The 15,688-nt window shown below is 64.9% G+C and carries 18 protein-coding genes; 11 read left to right on the top strand and 7 right to left on the bottom strand.

The window, feature by feature from the left end; all coding sequences use genetic code 11:
- The first annotated feature begins 25 nt into the window (after positions 1-25).
- Positions 26-361, top strand: coding sequence for a cupin domain-containing protein (locus tag ACETK3_RS06935; protein WP_237429945.1), 336 nt, complete (start codon positions 26-28; stop codon positions 359-361).
- A gap of 835 nt (positions 362-1,196) precedes the next feature.
- Here ACETK3_RS06935 and ACETK3_RS06940 read toward each other — a convergent pair.
- From ACETK3_RS06940 to ACETK3_RS06950, 3 genes are all read right to left on the bottom strand, one after another.
- Positions 1,197-1,745, bottom strand: a complete 549-nt coding sequence (locus tag ACETK3_RS06940; RefSeq protein WP_237429946.1) for an RNA polymerase sigma factor — start codon at positions 1,743-1,745, stop codon at positions 1,197-1,199.
- Between the two features lie 96 nt (positions 1,746-1,841).
- Positions 1,842-2,495 (bottom strand): hypothetical protein, encoded by a 654-nt coding sequence (locus ACETK3_RS06945; protein ID WP_237429947.1) that lies wholly within the window; start codon positions 2,493-2,495, stop codon positions 1,842-1,844.
- 256 nt (positions 2,496-2,751) lie between these two features.
- Positions 2,752-3,993 (bottom strand): MFS transporter, encoded by a 1,242-nt coding sequence (locus ACETK3_RS06950; RefSeq protein ID WP_236801288.1) that lies wholly within the window; start codon positions 3,991-3,993, stop codon positions 2,752-2,754.
- 286 nt (positions 3,994-4,279) lie between these two features.
- On the opposite strand from ACETK3_RS06950, the gene ACETK3_RS06955 reads away from it, so the two are divergent.
- The 6 genes from ACETK3_RS06955 (at position 4,280) to ACETK3_RS06980 (ending at position 7,568) form a co-directional block, all read left to right on the top strand.
- Entirely contained in the window at positions 4,280-5,197 is a 918-nt protein-coding gene (locus ACETK3_RS06955) for a 2-hydroxyacid dehydrogenase (protein WP_237429948.1), read from the top strand.
- 43 nt (positions 5,198-5,240) lie between these two features.
- The gene (locus tag ACETK3_RS06960) at positions 5,241-5,708 is read left to right on the top strand and encodes an SRPBCC family protein (RefSeq protein WP_236801290.1); all 468 of its coding nucleotides are present in this window, start codon (positions 5,241-5,243) and stop codon (positions 5,706-5,708) included.
- Between the two features lie 8 nt (positions 5,709-5,716).
- Entirely contained in the window at positions 5,717-6,061 is a 345-nt protein-coding gene (locus ACETK3_RS06965) for an iron chaperone (RefSeq protein WP_236821406.1), read from the top strand.
- Positions 6,062-6,132: 71 nt separating this feature from the next.
- On the top strand, positions 6,133-6,456 hold the full coding sequence (locus ACETK3_RS06970; protein ID WP_236801292.1) for a hypothetical protein: 324 nt from the start codon (positions 6,133-6,135) through the stop codon (positions 6,454-6,456).
- 237 nt (positions 6,457-6,693) lie between these two features.
- Positions 6,694-7,080: a VOC family protein gene (locus ACETK3_RS06975; protein WP_236801293.1), complete on the top strand. Its 387-nt coding sequence runs from the start codon at positions 6,694-6,696 to the stop codon at positions 7,078-7,080.
- A gap of 137 nt (positions 7,081-7,217) precedes the next feature.
- The gene (locus ACETK3_RS06980) at positions 7,218-7,568 is read left to right on the top strand and encodes a cupin domain-containing protein (RefSeq protein WP_237429949.1); all 351 of its coding nucleotides are present in this window, start codon (positions 7,218-7,220) and stop codon (positions 7,566-7,568) included.
- A 350-nt stretch (positions 7,569-7,918) separates the two neighbouring features.
- Here ACETK3_RS06980 and ACETK3_RS06985 read toward each other — a convergent pair whose 3' ends face one another.
- Both ACETK3_RS06985 and ACETK3_RS06990 read right to left on the bottom strand, forming a co-directional pair.
- Complete coding sequence (locus ACETK3_RS06985; RefSeq protein WP_237429950.1) at positions 7,919-9,190, bottom strand: MFS transporter; 1,272 nt, start codon at positions 9,188-9,190, stop codon at positions 7,919-7,921.
- Positions 9,187-9,648, bottom strand: a complete 462-nt coding sequence (locus ACETK3_RS06990) for a MarR family winged helix-turn-helix transcriptional regulator (protein ID WP_237429951.1) — start codon at positions 9,646-9,648, stop codon at positions 9,187-9,189. Before ACETK3_RS06990 ends, ACETK3_RS06985 begins: the two co-directional genes overlap by 4 nt.
- Before the next feature lie 193 nt (positions 9,649-9,841).
- On the opposite strand from ACETK3_RS06990, the gene ACETK3_RS06995 reads away from it, so the two are divergent.
- Positions 9,842-10,291 carry a DUF3592 domain-containing protein gene (locus ACETK3_RS06995; protein ID WP_236821410.1) on the top strand — a complete coding sequence of 150 codons (450 nt, stop codon included), beginning with the start codon at positions 9,842-9,844 and terminating at the stop codon, positions 10,289-10,291.
- 65 nt (positions 10,292-10,356) lie between these two features.
- Entirely contained in the window at positions 10,357-10,953 is a 597-nt protein-coding gene (locus tag ACETK3_RS07000) for a heme-binding protein (protein ID WP_237429952.1), read from the top strand.
- On the opposite strand, the gene ACETK3_RS07005 is transcribed toward ACETK3_RS07000, so the two are convergent.
- Positions 10,950-11,342 carry a VOC family protein gene (locus ACETK3_RS07005; protein WP_236801299.1) on the bottom strand — a complete coding sequence of 131 codons (393 nt, stop codon included), beginning with the start codon at positions 11,340-11,342 and terminating at the stop codon, positions 10,950-10,952. The genes ACETK3_RS07000 and ACETK3_RS07005 overlap by 4 nt on opposite strands.
- A 397-nt stretch (positions 11,343-11,739) precedes the next feature.
- On the opposite strand from ACETK3_RS07005, the gene ACETK3_RS07010 reads away from it, so the two are divergent.
- Entirely contained in the window at positions 11,740-12,999 is a 1,260-nt protein-coding gene (locus ACETK3_RS07010) for a DUF1524 domain-containing protein (protein WP_237429953.1), read from the top strand.
- 66 nt (positions 13,000-13,065) lie between these two features.
- Positions 13,066-13,827, top strand: coding sequence for a PASTA domain-containing protein (locus tag ACETK3_RS07015; protein ID WP_237429954.1), 762 nt, complete (start codon positions 13,066-13,068; stop codon positions 13,825-13,827).
- 173 nt (positions 13,828-14,000) lie between these two features.
- On the opposite strand, the gene ACETK3_RS07020 is transcribed toward ACETK3_RS07015, so the two are convergent.
- A complete protein-coding gene (locus tag ACETK3_RS07020) occupies positions 14,001-14,471 on the bottom strand; it encodes a hypothetical protein (protein WP_237429955.1) in 471 nt (156 codons plus the stop codon).
- Positions 14,472-15,688: the final 1,217 nt, after the last annotated feature.

Here is a 15,688-nt window from a genome sequence, read left to right on the forward strand (position 1 = left end):
GAAGAACGCGGGTACCCTTGGGCGCATGCAGAAGATATCGATCGACGCGCTGGCCCGGCAGCAGCTCGAGGCTGCTCTCGCCTCCACCAACGGCCGTGCTGCTGACACCGTCTACGGCGGGCATGAGAAGATCCTCCGGCAGACCGTCATGGCCATGAAAGCCGGAACACAGCTCAGCGAGCACCAGAACCCCGGGGACGCCACGGTCTTCGTGATCCAGGGCTGCGTGAGCCTCAAGGCCTCCGGGGAGTCCTGGCAGGGCAAGACCGGCGACCTGCTGATTGTCCCGCCCGGCCTGCACAGCCTGCACGCCGAAGAGGACTGCACCTTCCTGTTCACGGTGGCAAAGTACCGCGACTGACCCGGTCCGGCAGCTCCCACCACGTGCTGTTAGCGCGCTGGAGCCCGTTTATTTCCGGGTCCGGCGGCTGGGGCCGGCTTGTCCACGGTGTTGCCTCCAGCCGGTCCTCCGCTTGCTGCCCGGCCAGGGGGATCCGGCCTCGCGGCTCCCGGCTCTCCTGCTGCTGGAGGTTGTGCTGGTGGTCCCGGCGCGTCTGACGCCGGTCCCTTGGCAGGGCCTTTTGCCACACCGGGCAGGGGAACGGCCTCCTGGGCGCCGGGGTCGGGTTGGCCGGTTGCAGCCGGGTCGGCTGGCCCTTCAACCTCCCCGGGTCCCGCCTGCGAAGGGTAAGTTTCCGGTGCCTGGCCAGGCACGTAAACGGGCGGAGTGCTGGGCGTAGGGGCTTGCGGGAAAACACGTACGACGGCGGGTGGCGGGCTGGTTGCCTCCGGTTCCGGTCCCGGAACGGGCAAGGGAGCGGCGGGCGACGGTGGGGTGAACCACCCCAATACGGTGCTGATGCTTCCCTCAGCTCCACGCCGGAGATCCCCGTCTCCCGCCGCGGCGCCGCCCGCGATACCAAACGACGCGGCCACCGCCAGCGTGGTGAGCACCACCCGCTTTTTCTTTCGGAGCTTGCCAGTTTCCAGGCGGACCACGCCTGTCGTTTCCGACGCAGCCAGTAGTGCCATGAGCCGTGGGGACGGCGCGGGGACATCGGAAACCTTGAGCTCCCGGACCTGAAGCAGCACATCCCGGAGATACGGATCGTCGGTGAGGCCAGCCTCTTCCAGCAGTTCCTGGACAGCGCGTTCGTCATCCAGCCTGCGTTCCTGCCTTGAGTGCTCTTTCCCTGTCATGACCGGTCCTCCCGTAATGAGGTGCGGAGCTTGCGCAGCCGGCAGAGCGCCCGGCGCTGCAGTTGTTTGATGGCCCCCGGTGTCTTGCCCATGATTTCCGCCGTCGTTTCCACCGAAAGGTCAGCCACGATCCTCAGCGCAATCACCTCCTGCTGGTCCTGCTGCAAATCGTTTAGCAGTGCTTTGACGTTGCCTGAGTTTTCCACCGCCAGAAGTTCATCTTCTGCCGAGCTGCTGCACCGCGGGTCCTGGGCGGGGTCGTAATCGGTGGTCTGGGGCGCTTTGAGCCTCCGCCGGTGCTCGTCCACATAGCGTGCGTGCGCGATGGAGAAGACCAGGGATTTGACTCCCTTCACCCCGCCGTGGACATCGCCGAGCTGCGGATAGAGGGCAAGGAAGACCTCCTGGGTCAGGCCCTCGGGATCCTCGACGCCGCGGGCACGGAGGTAGCTGAGCACCCCGGGTGAAAATTCACGGTAGGCAGCACAGAAACGGCTTTCGTCCGTCTGGCCGGTCCGCTCTGCCTCGTGCTCAATCCTCTGCATCCGCCCCCCTGCGGCAGATTCGCTTGCAGCAATCGCCGGATGGGTGGTTGCGCCGGAACATTCAAAGTCCCGGCGCAACCGCACATCGCCGGCAGGCTACCGATGTCCGCCGTGCTTGGCGCCATTGCCGGCGGCCTGGTGGCCGCCGCCGTTCCAGGCGGGTGCAGCCTGGCGCTGCTCCTTTACCTGCTGTTGTTGCACCTGGCCCTGCTCGGTGGTTGCAGTCTCATCGCTGCCGTCCTCGCCGCCTCGGGGAGCAGCAACAGTGGCGCAATAGGCGCCAACGCTGCCTTCCCCGCCGGCTGCCTGGACCAGGGCTGCGTAGGCCGTGGACGTCGTTCCGAGGCCGCCATTGGTGAACGCGTTGCACAGGCCAAAGGCGGCAGGGCCGAAAGCGTCAGGTCCTGCCGGCGTGGATGTCTGTGACGGTTCAGGGTCTGCCGTTTCCGTAGGGGCGGGCTCCGGCGACTCCGTTTCCGTCGCCGTTGGTGTCGGGTCCGGAGCCTCCGTCTCGGTTTCCGTGGGAGTCGGCTCCGGGGATTCGGTTTCCGTCGCGGTGGGGCTTGGCGACGGTGATTCAGTTTCGGTTGCCGTGGGGCTCGGCGACGGCGATTCCGTTTCCGCAAGGACGGACGGCGTGTCCGGCGATGATTCTGCCATCGCGGCAACTCCCGTTCCGCCGACCGCGAGCGCGCCTGCCGCCAGCACGGTCATGGCGAGCTTGTTGCCTGAAAAGGTGAAGAAAGACATGAGACCCTCCGTTGACGAATTTTGCGATTGCGTTCAACTTCCGCGGAGTTGCCCCCGCACTTAATGAATCGAAATCCAGGTCATGGAGGTTACGGGTTTCCAAGAATCTCGTGACTAATTTGTCATAATTCTTACCATCGATTGCTCCGTACTTGTCGTTCTGAAGGCTGAAAACGACATCTACGGAGCAGTCGATGCAGGTGCCCGGGCAAGCTTGCGAAGGCCAGGAGACCCTGGGGAGCAGTCGATGCGGGGGCTAGGCGGGATCCTCGACTTTGTCGTTGATGGGGCGGGGCTCCAGCCAGATCCGCTCCCGCGGGCCCGGAGGGTAGGCGTACCTCTTCCCGGCAAGGGTGATGACGAACGCCGCCACCACCGGGATCGCCGCGGCGGCCGGAACCAGCAGCGGTCCGCCAACCACCAGGGCGGCCGAACCGTAGAGGGCGCCGACGGTGATGCCCAACTGGATGGTGAGGACAGTGAGTCCGTTGGCTGCCTCGCTGTACTCGCCGCCTGCACGCAGGATCGCGGACTGGTTGTAGATACCGATGGCGCCCAGGCCGGCACCCCAGACAGTCATCAACACCAGGGCGACGGGAAGGTTCCCCACGGCCAGGGGCAGGAGGAACATCGATGCGGCGATTGCCGCCGTCGTCAGCAACAGCGAACGCCGGGGACGGGAATCCACCGTGAGCCCGGCGATCCAGATGCCCAGCAGGCCGGACCCGCCCAGAACGGTGAGGGAGAGGCTGGTGGCGTAGTCCGGCAGGTTCGCTTCACGGATGAACGGCGCGATGTACGTGAACAGGGCAAAGTGGGCCAGCACCAGCAGCGGCCAGGCGACCGCCACTGATTTCACGCCGGGCTGGCCGATCGCCTTACGCAGGGAGGGGCGGGCGGCGTCGCTGATGCGTTGGACGCGGGGGAGCAGCCAGAATGCCAGAACGGTCAGGACCACGCCGAACCCGGCGAGCACCATGAACGCGGCACGCCAGCCCAGGAACCCGCCCAGCGCCGTCCCCACCGGTGCTCCGATGGCCAGGCCCAGGCTGTTGCCGCTGAACACGATGGCCAGGGCCTTGCCTACCTTGTCCGCCGGCACCACCCGTGACACGAACGGTGCCATGGTGGTCCAGAGCAATCCGTGCGCCAGGCCACCCACCAGTCTGGCGATCATCGCGGAGGTGAAGTCCGGCGCCAGTCCCACCAGTGCGTTGCTGAGCGCGAATGTCAGGACCAGACCCACCAGCAGGGCGTGCCGCGGGATCTTCCCCAGCAGACGCGCCGCCGGTACCACCGTGACCACAATGACGGCGGCGTAGGCCGCAGCCAGGTATCCGGCTACCGGCTCGGACACGCCCAAGCCGGTGCTGATCTGTGGCAGCAGCCCGGACGGGAGGAGCTCGGTGGTGATGGCAGTAAACGCGATGGTGGCAAGGACCACCATCGCGGCGTAGGGAAAACGGGTAGGGGACGGCGCGGAAATCGCGGAAGACATGGGGGTGCGGTCCATTCAAGGGGGAGGGCTTGGAATGCGGCTCGGCTCGCCGGACAATTCCTCCATTAAATTTACCGGACCAAAAGGCCTGTCACAGACGTGACACGGTACCCCGTCACTGCTTCACGCGGCCCTGTTTTATGGTGAAGGAGACGGAGCTTGGAGCATCTGCCGGTAGGTTAGTTTGTGGAACTTCAACGCCCGATACGAGAAGCCGGGCCCGGAACCCTGGAGGCCGCATGAGCACCCGTCGCCCTGCACAAAACACCAAGCTGATGGTCGCCGCATGAGCGCCCGGTTGCGCGTGTGCCTGCCCGATCAAAGGCTCATTGACGCGCTCGAGCCGATTGACGGCGTCGAGTTTGTCCGCTGGGACCTGACGGAGCCGGCACCGGAAGGGCGGTTTGACCTGCTGGTTCCGGCCTATATGGGCAAGCCGATGGCGCTCGCCGCATTGGAAGGAGTCGACGTCGGCCTGGTGCAGAGCCAGTCCATCGGGTACGACGGCGTCGCCTCGGTCTTGCCGGCAGGCGTCACGTTCGCCAACGCGGCCGGAGTGCATGAGACGTCGACGGCGGAGCTCGCCGTGGGCATGATGGTGGCCTCCCAGCGTGGGATCCCGGACTTTGTCCGGAACCAGGAGACCGGGACCTGGGACAATAGCCAGCGCCCCAGCCTGGCAGACCGGCGCGTGCTGCTGGTTGGCTACGGGGGAGTCGGCAAGGCCGTCGAGGCAAGGCTCCTGCCGTTCGAAACCGAGGTCACCCGCGTGGCCAGCCGGGAGCGGGAAGACGAACGCGGAACCATTTACGGGATCGATGCGCTCTACGAGCAGTTGCCCCTGCACGAGATCGTGGTGGTCAGTGTTCCCCTGAGTGAGCAGACCGAAAAGCTGGTGGACGCCAAGTTCCTGGCGGCCATGCCGGACGGGGCCTTGCTGGTCAACGTGGCCCGCGGTCCCGTAGCGGACACCGATGCCCTGCTCGCCGAGGCCTCGACCGGCCGCCTCCGGGTTGCTTTGGACGTGACCGATCCGGAACCGCTGCCGGCCGACCATCCGCTGTGGACCACCCCCGGCGTGCTCATCACCCCGCACGTGGGCGGCGCCAGCTCTGCCATGTTCCCCCGGATGGTCCGGCTGCTCCGGAAGCAGATCGGGCTGCTGCTCGAAGGCAAGGACCCGGTAAACGTCGTCCTTCCGTAACGAAGGTCTTCAGTGTGGTGGCTCCCGATCCTATGCTGGGGCCATGTCCGCTTTTGAAGTCCGCCGTACTGCTGTGATTCCTGCTGCTCCGGAGGAGGTCTTTCCGCTGGTCAACAACTTCCATGAATGGGCGGCCTGGTCCCCGTGGGAAACGATTGATCCCTCCATGAACCGGCGTTACTTCGGCAGCCAGGCCGGAGAGGGCGCGGGGTATGAGTGGCGGGGCAACCGTAAGGCGGGCAGCGGCACCATGGAGATCACCGAATCCATACCCGCCAGCCTGATCCGGATCCGGCTCCAGTTCACCAGGCCGTTCAAGGCACTGAATCCCACGACGTTCAGCTTCACCCCCGTGGACACGGGTACGGAGGTGACCTGGCGGATGACGGGGGAGAACAAGGGCCTGGGCAAGGTGTTCGCCCTGTTCATGGACATGGACAAGATGGTGGGTGCCGACTATGAGCGGGGGCTGGCAGCGCTGGCATCTGCGGTGGCGGCCAGGAAGGGCTGACGCTTTCGATGGGCGTGGTGGACGACGCACTGGCCGGGATGCACGAACCTGACCGCGGCTGCCTGCAACACATGGTCGGCGTTGCCCGGTCCCTGGCTCCTGACGCTACTGAGGGCATGAGCTACGGGATGCCCGCCCTGAAGTTGGACGGAAAGCCGCTTTTCGCGGTGGCGGTTGCCGCAACGCACCTTTCCATCTTTCCGTTCTCGGGCAACGTCGTTGAGGCGGTGGCGGACCGGCTTGAAGGCTTTTCGCTGTCCAAAGGCACCATCCGCTTCTCCGCCGGCCACCCTGTTCCTGAGGACGTGGTGAAGGACATCGTGCGGCTTCGAATCGCCGAAATCCGCAAGTAGGGGAAGAGCTGACAGCGTCGGCGGGACTTATGGACCTTCTCCCCGGACTTGGCAGTTCCTAAGGTAAGGCCATGGCTGACACTCTTGCATCCCTTGCCGAGTCCTTTAAGAACATGGGCGTTACCCGCGCCTATGGAACCCCTGTGAACCTGGGTGGCGAGGAAATCGTGCCCGTCGCGCTGGTGTCCTTCGGCTTCGGCGGTGGCACGGAATCAGAAGAAGGGGCGTCCGGGGGAGGAGGTGGCGGCTTCGTTGTGCCGCTCGGCGTCTACCGCACGGTGAACGGAAAACCGGCCTTCCGCCCCAACACCATAGCTGCCCTGGTATGCCTGGTTCCCCTTGTCTCGGCGGCGGGTTCTGCGGTGCGCAAGGCCGTCCGCGCGGCACGAAAATAGCCGCCGGACCCGGCTGCAGCCCCAAAAAAATCCCCTATTTCGCCCCGCGGTTTTCGGTTCCATAATGGCTTCGTAGACTTCGGGGACCCCGCGTTCGATGGCTGCTGCCACCGCTTCAAAGCGGGGTTTCGGGTGGCCGCCCGGCAGTCGGCGGGAAGGACGGCCACGAGGTCCGGCGAGGGCCGGGCCGTCTTCGGGGGAGAGCAACGCCATCACACCGCAAGGAGGTTTGTTGTCATGCTCAAAGATAAGGAACTCATGGCTGTTCTGCCTGCCAAGGACATTGACCGGGCCAGGGAGTTTTACCGGGACAAGCTGGGCCTTGAACCGGCACAGACCATCGAAAACGAGAATCTGATCTACCGGTGCGGCAAGGGAACGGGGTTCCTGCTGTACCGGACGGACAACGCAGGTTCCGCCAAGAACACCCAGATGTCCTGGGGCGTCGATGATGTGGAAAAGGAAGTGGAAGAACTGCGGGCTCGCGGCGTGGTCTTTGAGGACTACGACATGCCGGGCCTGAAGACCGAGAACGGCATCGCCACCATGGAAGGCATGGGCAAGGGTGCCTGGTTCATGGACAGCGAGGGCAATATCCTCAACATTTCCTCGATTCCGTCTTGACGGCCGGGGCCTGCAGTTGCAGGCTCAGCCCAGAGAAGTACGACGCCGGCACGTGCCGCCCAAGCACCCGCACCCGGGTGCGTGGCAGCGGCAGGCCGGCGCCGCCGTCGTAAGCGGTGCAAAGGAAAGGAAGGGCAATGGGCGGGGACGAAGCGGTGCCTGATGCGAAGGGCGTTGCGGTGGAGTTGCTGGCAACTGTCGACCTTGGCGGCGAGATCGATGGCATGGAAGGCCGTCAGTTGCGGATGAGGATGATAACCATCGAACCGGGGGGCGTCTTCGGCCCGCTCCATGACCATAAGGGCCGGCCCGGGACCGTCTACGTCCTGCAGGGGACTGTCACGGAGCACCGGGACGGCGCTGTCAACGAGTATGGGCCCGGTGTGGGCTGGAAGGAGGACCGGCACACTACCCACTGGTTGGAGAACAAGGGAACAACCCCGGTGGTCGAAATCTCGGTGGACATCGTGGGGAAGAGCCCGTCATAAATCCACGGCTTGTAGAAATGGGTGGCGTGACCGCCCTCTTCTCGTTATCTTGTCCCTACCCGTGGTTGAGCAGTCAGCTGGCAAGTCACTCATGAGAGCTGCTGATGAACGCTGCAGGCCAACCGCCTACCGGAAAAATCCGACCCGCTACCACCGCAAAAGGCAGGGGATTCCATGCCTTCCGGCGTTGGCCGCTCGTTCCGGCCGCCGACCTGCTCCTGCTGCGGCATGCACTGGAGCAGTCCACCCCTTCGGATGGACCCGGCCCCGCTAATCAACTCCTGCTTTCTGTCAACGAGGAAATCGCCCGCCGCGCAGCGCTCCTGCCGGCATCGGGGGACTAAGGTCGGTCAGCTGCCCGGCCCTTGCACCGCGGGCTCGCGCCGACCCAAGGCCAGGCGGAGCGCGCCCCGAAGGGTGAGCCGGTTCCGCCTGGTGACCGCGACAACGGCGGCGATGCCTGCGAGCAGCACCACGATGCCGCCCACCGCGACGGACCAACGGGCCCCGAACTGGCTTCCGATCCAGCCGACCAGCGGTGAACCTATGGCGGTGCCGCCCTGGAGGATGGCCAGGTACAGGGCCAGTACACGGCCGCGGAATCGCGGCTCCACCGAGAGTTGAATGCTGGTGTTGCAGCTGTTCAGGAAGGTAATGGACGCCAAGCCCACGGGAATCAGGATGGCGGCGTAAACCCAGAACGTTGGCGCAATGCTGCCCAGGATGGTGAAGATTCCCAGTCCCAGTGCCCCGCCCAGCAGGAACCGCAGCCGGGGTCCGGAGCGGCGTGCCGCCAGGAGGGCTCCGGCCAGCGTGCCCACGGCCATGATCGAGCCGAGGAGCCCGAATTCACTTGGGCCCATGCTGAATTCAGTGGTGGCCATCAACGAGTTGATGACGGGAAAATTCATGCCGAACGCGCCCAGGATGCCCACCAGGACCATGATCAGCATCAGGTCCGGCCTGCGGCGCACGTACCTGACGCCTTCGGCCACCTGGTGCTTGTTGCGCTCTCCCTTTGGGGCGGGGGCGGGTTGGGTGACACGGATCCGGAACAGCGAAACCAGGACGGCAGCGAAGCTGGCGGCGTTGAGCAGGAACACCGGGCCGGTGCCCACCCAAGCGATGAGGACGCCGGCGATAGCCGGGCCTGTGAGCCTGGCGGTGTTGAATGATGCCGAGTTCAGGGCCACCGCGTTGGAGATGTTTTCCTGGCCCACCAGTTCGGAAACAAAGGCCTGCCGCGCGGGGGCATCCACCGCGCTGGCCAGGCCGAGGCAGAACGCCGCCACATAGGCATGCCACAGCTGGGCGGTGCCGGTGACCACCAGGAGCCCGATGGCGAGGCCGGTGAACCCCATGGCCAGCTGCGTCCACATGAGAATAATGCGCTTGCGGTAGCGGTCCGCCAGCACGCCGCCGTAGGGGCCGAACAGCAGCATGGGCAGGAACTGCAGGCCCGTGGTGAGGCCGACGGCGGCACCCGAGTGGTCGGTGAGGACGGTCAGCACCAGCCAGTCCTGTGCCACCCGCTGCATCCAGGTGCCGATGTTGGAGACAATCGCACCGCTGGCCCAAATGCGGTAGTTGGGGTTTTCGAGGGCCCGGAACATTGCGCTCACTTGCCGCTCATTTCCTGCATGATGCGGGCTGCGCGGCTGAGGATGAGCCGGTCTTCCTCGCTGAGGCCCGCCACGCGTTGGGCCAGCCAGGCGGTCCGCTGGCTCCGTGCCTCTTCCAAAACTGTCCTGCCGGCGTCGGTGATGTCCACACGGACCTGCCTGCCGTCGTCGGGATCGGCGCTTCTGGTGACGAAGCCCTGGTCCGCCAGCGCGTTGACGATCCTGGTCATGGATGGTGCCTGGACGTGCTCGCTTTTGGCCAGGTCCCGCAGCGTGCTGGGGCCGTTGCCGTTCAGGAGGGCGAGGACGGTGTACTGGCCGGGGGTGATGGCGTCGCCGGTGGCCTCGACGCGGAGCCGGCGCGAAGTGCGCATCACGGCGGTGCGGAGATCGATGGCGAGCGTGTCGGGAGCGGTGGGGTCGACGGTTGCGGTGTTTTTGCTTTGGGTGGGTGGCATGTAAGCGGGTGCGCCTCCTGCGGGACGTTCCTTAGCAATGCTAATTAGTTCTGCTAACTATTATGCTTCGCTTGCTTACCAAAGGGCAATAGGGGGCAGCGTGGGCTTGGCAACATATTCCGGCAGAATGGGACCCGTGACTGGGGGAAGAACTGACGCGGGCCGCGGATCGAAGTTGTCGTGGAAAGGGATAGTGAACCTGGCGGTGACCGTCCTGGTCCTCTGCCTGGGTCCAATCCTCATCGTCGTGGGCAGCCTGATGATCAACGCTGATGAGGAGCTCGCGCGGACGGGTTCGCAGGCGACCGGAACGATCGTGGATTTCGACGATGTCACCAAGGCTTCCCAGCGGCGGATCACCGTGGATTTTACGACGGCGGATGGGTCGCCTCACCGGACATTCGCGGCCGTGGAACATGACCAACACCCCGTAGTTGGCGGCGACGCAACGGTGCTTTATGCCGAAGACGATCCGAGCCAGGCCATTGTGGCGGGGTACGAGAGTGACGGTGTGTGGTTCCGTGGTGTGGGCGTTCTCCTGACGATGATCTTCGGTGCCATTGGGGTCCTGGCTGCCGTCCTGCGTGGAGTTTCCGCCGTGCGCGGCCGTTTCCGGAGGCGGGCAACGAAGGGAGTCGGGTGACCCCGGCCTGGTAGTGCCCTTCGGCCTGGCCGCGCCCGTCCGACCGGCGTAAGCTCGGCTCCACTATGACCGAGCAGCAGCCCTATGAGTTGGTCCGGCGCTATCCGCACTTTGAACTGCGCCGTTACCCGGACTATGTCGTGGCCGAGGTGACGGTGACAGCCAGCTTTGACCGCGCCGGCAACGCCGCCTTCCGGTATCTCTTCAACTACATCAGCGGCAACAACACTGCCCGGCAGAAACTGGCCATGACCGCCCCCGTGTTGCAGGAGCCGCGGTTGGGCCCGCAGAAGCTGGCCATGACCGCCCCGGTGCTCCAAAGCGGTCCGCTGCCCGGTTCCGGACAGCCTGCTGAATTCACGGTGGCCTTTGTGCTCCCGGCGGGCGTGACGGCTGAAACCGCCCCTGCACCCACCGACCCAAAGGTCAGGGTGCGCGGGGTGCCGGGTTCCCTCGCCGCAGTAGTGGGATTCTCTGGCGGCGGCTCCGACTCTGCGTTTGAGAAGCGCAACAAAGGTCTGCAGGCCGCCCTTACGCTGGCGGGACTGACGCCGGTGGGGCCGCCCCGGTTCGCCCGCTTCGACCCGCCGTTCAAGCCGTGGTTCCTGCGCCACAACGAAGTCGTCCAGGACGTGCGGGAGGCTGGGGCGGATTCTTCCTAGGCCTTGTGGGCGTCCCGGATGTGCTGCTGCGTCTGTCCCTGCATCACCCAACGGTTGCCATCCGGGTCGCTGAAGTAGGCGAAGAGGACGCCGCCGAGGTCCTGGATCTCACTGATATCTGCGCCGCGCCGGACCAGCTCGCTTCGGACTGCAGCGATGTCGGGAACCACCAGCTGCAGTCCTTCCAGGCTGCCCGGCGTCATGGTGGTCATCCCGGTGCCGATGACCACCGATGCGGCCGAGCCCGGGGGAGTCAGTTGGACCACGCGCATGCCGGGGATGTGCTCCACGTCGTGGTCCAGGATGAAGCCCAGCTTTTCTGTGTAGAACGCTTTGGACCTGTCGACGTCGGACACCGGGACCTGGACAACTTCAAGGCGCATTTGCATGCGGGCCACTTTATCCCTGCTTTTTGCTGCGGGGAATGGCAGCCACATGTGGGGCATCGCCGTCGTGAACATCGCGGTTAATTGTTAAGCCCCGAATGCCAATTGCGACACCTTTCCTCAAGGTCGCATCAAGACTGGCTGAATGTTCGCCGAGTATCGCAGCCGCGCAGCTTTCCAGCCTCGCAGGACGCATAGGCTCCTCGGTGATGAGTTTTGCCAGGCTTAGCAGCAGGCCCGGCAAATGAAGGGGCATCAGCAATTGTCGCCCCTCATAAACGGGGAATGAATGTCCGACTACGAAACCCTTCCCGGGTTTGCCTCTTTCGCGCCGGCACCGAAGCCGCCGCGGAAACCCCGCGCTTCAACTTTTATTGTTGGCGCTATTACCGCCTTGTTCATGCTCCTCGGAGCAGCAAGCGGCGGATTCGGCGCTGCCTTGGTCGTCCTGGCCATTTCACTCGCACTCACCGGCCTGTATGTCCTCCTCACGGGACGCCGCTCGTGGGCTTGGCTTCCAGCGAACCGGAAGGCCGGCGCTGTCGCTGTCGTTGCGTCGCTGGCACTCTTCATTGGTGGTGCCGTCGCCCTGCCGCGTGTTGCCAGCGCGGACCTTGAGGCGGCATCGTCGGAGAGCACGGCCAAGGCAGCCCCGGCGAAGGCAAGCCCCACCGCAACACCCAAGGTGTCGCCGTCGTCCGCGCCAACTCCCACCGCGCAGGAAACCGGGGAACCGCTGGACCCGGAGAATCCGTACGTCCTTGCCGCCGGCGTCACTGCCACGGCGCCGAACGCGCAGCCGGCCTATGCCACCAAAGCAATGGATGTGCTGGCGACCCTTCCCATCAAGGGCCGGGCCCCAAAGACGGGGTATGACAGGGCGCGGTTCGGCCAAGCGTGGGCGGACGTTGACCGCAACGGCTGCGATACCCGCAACGACATCCTCAAGCGCGACCTCACCGGCATCACGTACACGAACAGTGTGCCGTGCAAGGTGCAGTCCGGCACCCTCGCGGATCCCTACACGGGCACCACCATCAGCTTTGTTCGGGGCTCCGGCACCAGCAGCGCCGTGCAGATCGATCACGTAGTGGCGCTCAGCGATGCGTGGCAAAAGGGCGCCCAGCAGCTGACCCCGGAACAGCGGACGGCGTTTGCGAATGACCCGCTGAACCTGCAGGCCACCGATGGGCCCACCAACATCAAGAAGGGCGACGGCGACGCGGCCACCTGGCTGCCACCGAACAAGGGCTTCCGGTGCGAGTACGTGGCGCGCCAGATCTCCGTGAAGGCGACGTACTCGCTGTGGGTCACCCAGGCCGAACACGACGCTATGGCCCGGATCCTGGGCGACTGCGCTGGCCAGTTGGCCCCGACAAACCAGCAGGCTGCGGCTCCGGCCCCTGTTGCGGCTGAACCTGCACCTGCGGCAGTTGCGCCGGCACCTGCGCCTGTTGCCCCGGTTCCCGCGCCGGCGGCCGTTGCGCCTGCACCGGCCCCGGCCGCTCCGGCACCTGCTGCGCCTGCTCCGGCACCTGCTGCTGCCTACTACGCGAACTGCAGTGCGGCGAGGGCCGCAGGAGCTGCACCGATCTACGCCGGCCAGCCGGGCTACCGCCCCGCGCTGGATCGCGACTCCGACGGTGTCGCCTGCGAGTAAGCCAGTCTTTCCCGGAATACCCGGGCGAAATTTTCATCACCATCACACGCATTCCTAGGGGGAAAAGTGAAAGCAAGTACAGTTCCTGCAGTTGGCAGGTTGAAGAAGACGCTGGCCCTTGCCGTGCTGGCCGGTCTCATGCTGACCGGTTGCGGCGGCAAGCAGGCGGCTACGCAGCCGACAGCAACGGCAACGGCAACGGCCGTTTCGCAAACAACGGAGACAGTCGTGGTCCCGGCCGTGGTGAACCTGACCCTGGACAAGGCCAAGGACCAGTTGGAAAAGCTTGGTTTCAAGGTTGAGGCCGTGGACAGCGTCAAGGGTAAGTCGATCATCGTCAAGAGCAATTGGCAGGTGGTTACCCAGGATCCTGCCAACGGTGCGCAGGCGGAAAAGGGATCCACAGTGCACTTGGGCGTCAAGAGCCTGGACGACGTTGCCGCGGAGAAAGCCACCAGCGAAAAGGCTGAGGCTGATAAGGCCGCTGCGGAACAGGCAGCAGCCGCGAAGGCTGCAGCTAATAAGGCTGCTGCGGACAAAGCTATTGCAGACAAGGCGGCCGCCGACAAGGCCGCGGCCGACCAGGCTGCCGCGGCAAAAGCCGCAGCGGATCAAGCCGCACGGGACGCAGCTGCAAGGGCAGCCGCCGAGCAAGCGGCTGCGGCGCAGAAGGCCGCACAGGGACCTGCTCAGGCACCCGCCCCGGCAGGGGGCGTTACACCCGGTGCTTTTTGTTCACCCGCGGGTGCAGTCGGGCTGAGTGCCAAGGGAGCCACGTACACCTGCAAACCGTCGGCTACAGATTCACGTTCGCGCTGGCGTCAGTAGTTACCCCAGGGACGAGCCGTGGATGCTTCCTGTTCTGGTGGGAACATCCGCGGCTCGTCTCGTTAGAGGGTCATCCCCGGCGACCTTGGTCCGTGTGGGCAGTGACCCGTTGCCCTCGGCACCCGCCTCGCGGCCCGCGGAGGTTTCGCCTGCGGGCTCCCCAACAGGCGCTCCTACATTCGTCCCGGGGTCAGGTCCGCGTCGACATTAGGATCGTTGCCGCCGGCTTCCTGCTCACTCGACGGGGCTGGCTTCTGCTTTGACGCCTGGGCCGAGCGCCAGACGGCCGCCCCTGCCGCCAGGGCAGCGAGCCCGAGAATCCACAACCACACCTTGGCGGCGGGCCGTCGTGTCTGTACTGGCGCCGGCACAGACACTTTCGGGCCGACGCGCTTCAGCTGTTCCTGCACCCGGGGCGTGAGAGTCTCTACTCCTCCGGCCAGCTCATCCGCCAGCCGCCGCAACATGGCTTGGAGGCGCGGGGAGGCAGTCTCAATGCCAGTATCCAGCCCGGCCACTGCTCTCTGGAGCGCAGCCTGGACGCCCGGCGTGGCCCATTCCCTGCCCCTCGACAACTGAGTCAGGAGGTTCTCGGAGAGACGATGGATCCGCTCGGTGTCGGTCATTGGTTCTGCTGTGCGCATGAATGCCTCCTTGATGTGATCGATGACGCCAGACTAGGGCGGGCGAAAGTGGGGAAACAGGGTCTTTGGAACCGGGACACGGCGGACGGGCAGGTCTTATCAGCCTCCATCGCGTTGGAAGCGTCGTACGGGACTTGGTCCTAGGGGGTCTGGGGACTATGCGAGGCTGCGAGGGCGCCGAGGTCACGGATCAGCCGCTGTACTTCATGTTCCCTGCGCATGGAAGCGGAATTCTGCTGGATGGCGCGAGGTCTTGCCAAGGGCTTCCTCGGCGGGGCAGGAAGAGGAACTCCACCCCTCGCACGCGGCACGACGGAGGCTTCCGCGTTGGCGTTCGGAATACCTGCGCCCATATGTCCCCCTTGGCTTGGTCCATTGGGGACGGTCCCCTGGCCATTGCCGTAGTGACACTCTAGGAACGTCAGGGATGACGCGAAAGGCACTCTGTCCGATATCGGGACTAATTGCCGCAATCTTGAGGTTCGCTCTGGCCGGACGTCTTTCCTGTTCCCGTGTCATGTGCGGAGCTGGCGGCGGCTGGGGGAGGCGTTCGTGGTCTCGGGCGAACACCTTCGCCGCCAGCTCCAGTCATCACTTTAGGTTCGAACCGTTTCCAACGGCTCGAGTAATCACTACGTGTTTCCCCTGGGAGGGCTACTTGGTCGTGGGCATAGACGGCGGGGTACGCCACCTGTGCCGGAGACCACACAGGGGAATTACGACGGCGGCGCGCGGCCTGGGTGCGCCAATGACCCTTCCTGCCCCTGGATTCCGCGGATCCTGCGGATGAAACGGCCGATTTGCGGTGGGGGTTGTGTGGGGGTATTGTTTTCTGAGTCGCCGCCGCTGAAGCGGAAAGATAGCGGCCAACCCCCCTTTTTTGAACGGCCTGGAAATGGTTCGCTTTTGTGGCGTGCTGTGTGGGTGGGGGCTGATTCTGGTGGTTTTGGACGCGGGAACGTGGTTTGCAAAGCCGGGCCGGATCGGGTAAGTTTGAAAAGTTGCTCCGGAGCGATCCTGAACGTTGGTTTGGGTGGTGCCGGGTGTGTCTGTTGTTTGAGAACTCAATAGTGTGCCAAGTTTGTTGATACCGATTATGTAATGTGATTGGTTGATTGTGCTGTGCCGCCACCCCGTGGTGTGCATGGTGTTTTTGGCTGGTTTCAAATTTTGTGCAGCCGTGGTCGCCGTTATTTCCGGTGGTTGTGGTTGTGTCT

Origin of the sequence: Arthrobacter sp. E44, from assembly GCF_041877125.1 — a bacterium.
Lineage (GTDB): Bacteria > Actinomycetota > Actinomycetes > Actinomycetales > Micrococcaceae > Arthrobacter.

Bases quoted from the DNA above. Each gene is read 5' to 3' on its own strand.
- ACETK3_RS06935 (WP_237429945.1), top strand. From the start codon at position 26: ATGCAGAAGATATCGATCGACGCGCTGGCCCGGCAGCAGCTCGAGGCT.
- ACETK3_RS06940 (WP_237429946.1), bottom strand. From the start codon at position 1,745: ATGCAGAGGATTGAGCACGAGGCAGAGCGGACCGGCCAGACGGACGAA.
- ACETK3_RS06945 (WP_237429947.1), bottom strand. From the start codon at position 2,495: ATGTCTTTCTTCACCTTTTCAGGCAACAAGCTCGCCATGACCGTGCTG.
- ACETK3_RS06950 (WP_236801288.1), bottom strand. From the start codon at position 3,993: ATGTCTTCCGCGATTTCCGCGCCGTCCCCTACCCGTTTTCCCTACGCC.
- ACETK3_RS06955 (WP_237429948.1), top strand. From the start codon at position 4,280: ATGAGCGCCCGGTTGCGCGTGTGCCTGCCCGATCAAAGGCTCATTGAC.
- ACETK3_RS06960 (WP_236801290.1), top strand. From the start codon at position 5,241: ATGTCCGCTTTTGAAGTCCGCCGTACTGCTGTGATTCCTGCTGCTCCG.
- ACETK3_RS06965 (WP_236821406.1), top strand. From the start codon at position 5,717: ATGGGCGTGGTGGACGACGCACTGGCCGGGATGCACGAACCTGACCGC.
- ACETK3_RS06970 (WP_236801292.1), top strand. From the start codon at position 6,133: ATGGCTGACACTCTTGCATCCCTTGCCGAGTCCTTTAAGAACATGGGC.
- ACETK3_RS06975 (WP_236801293.1), top strand. From the start codon at position 6,694: ATGCTCAAAGATAAGGAACTCATGGCTGTTCTGCCTGCCAAGGACATT.
- ACETK3_RS06980 (WP_237429949.1), top strand. From the start codon at position 7,218: ATGGGCGGGGACGAAGCGGTGCCTGATGCGAAGGGCGTTGCGGTGGAG.
- ACETK3_RS06990 (WP_237429951.1), bottom strand. From the start codon at position 9,648: ATGCCACCCACCCAAAGCAAAAACACCGCAACCGTCGACCCCACCGCT.
- ACETK3_RS07000 (WP_237429952.1), top strand. From the start codon at position 10,357: ATGACCGAGCAGCAGCCCTATGAGTTGGTCCGGCGCTATCCGCACTTT.
- ACETK3_RS07005 (WP_236801299.1), bottom strand. From the start codon at position 11,342: ATGCAAATGCGCCTTGAAGTTGTCCAGGTCCCGGTGTCCGACGTCGAC.
- ACETK3_RS07010 (WP_237429953.1), top strand. From the start codon at position 11,740: ATGCTCCTCGGAGCAGCAAGCGGCGGATTCGGCGCTGCCTTGGTCGTC.
- ACETK3_RS07020 (WP_237429955.1), bottom strand. From the start codon at position 14,471: ATGCGCACAGCAGAACCAATGACCGACACCGAGCGGATCCATCGTCTC.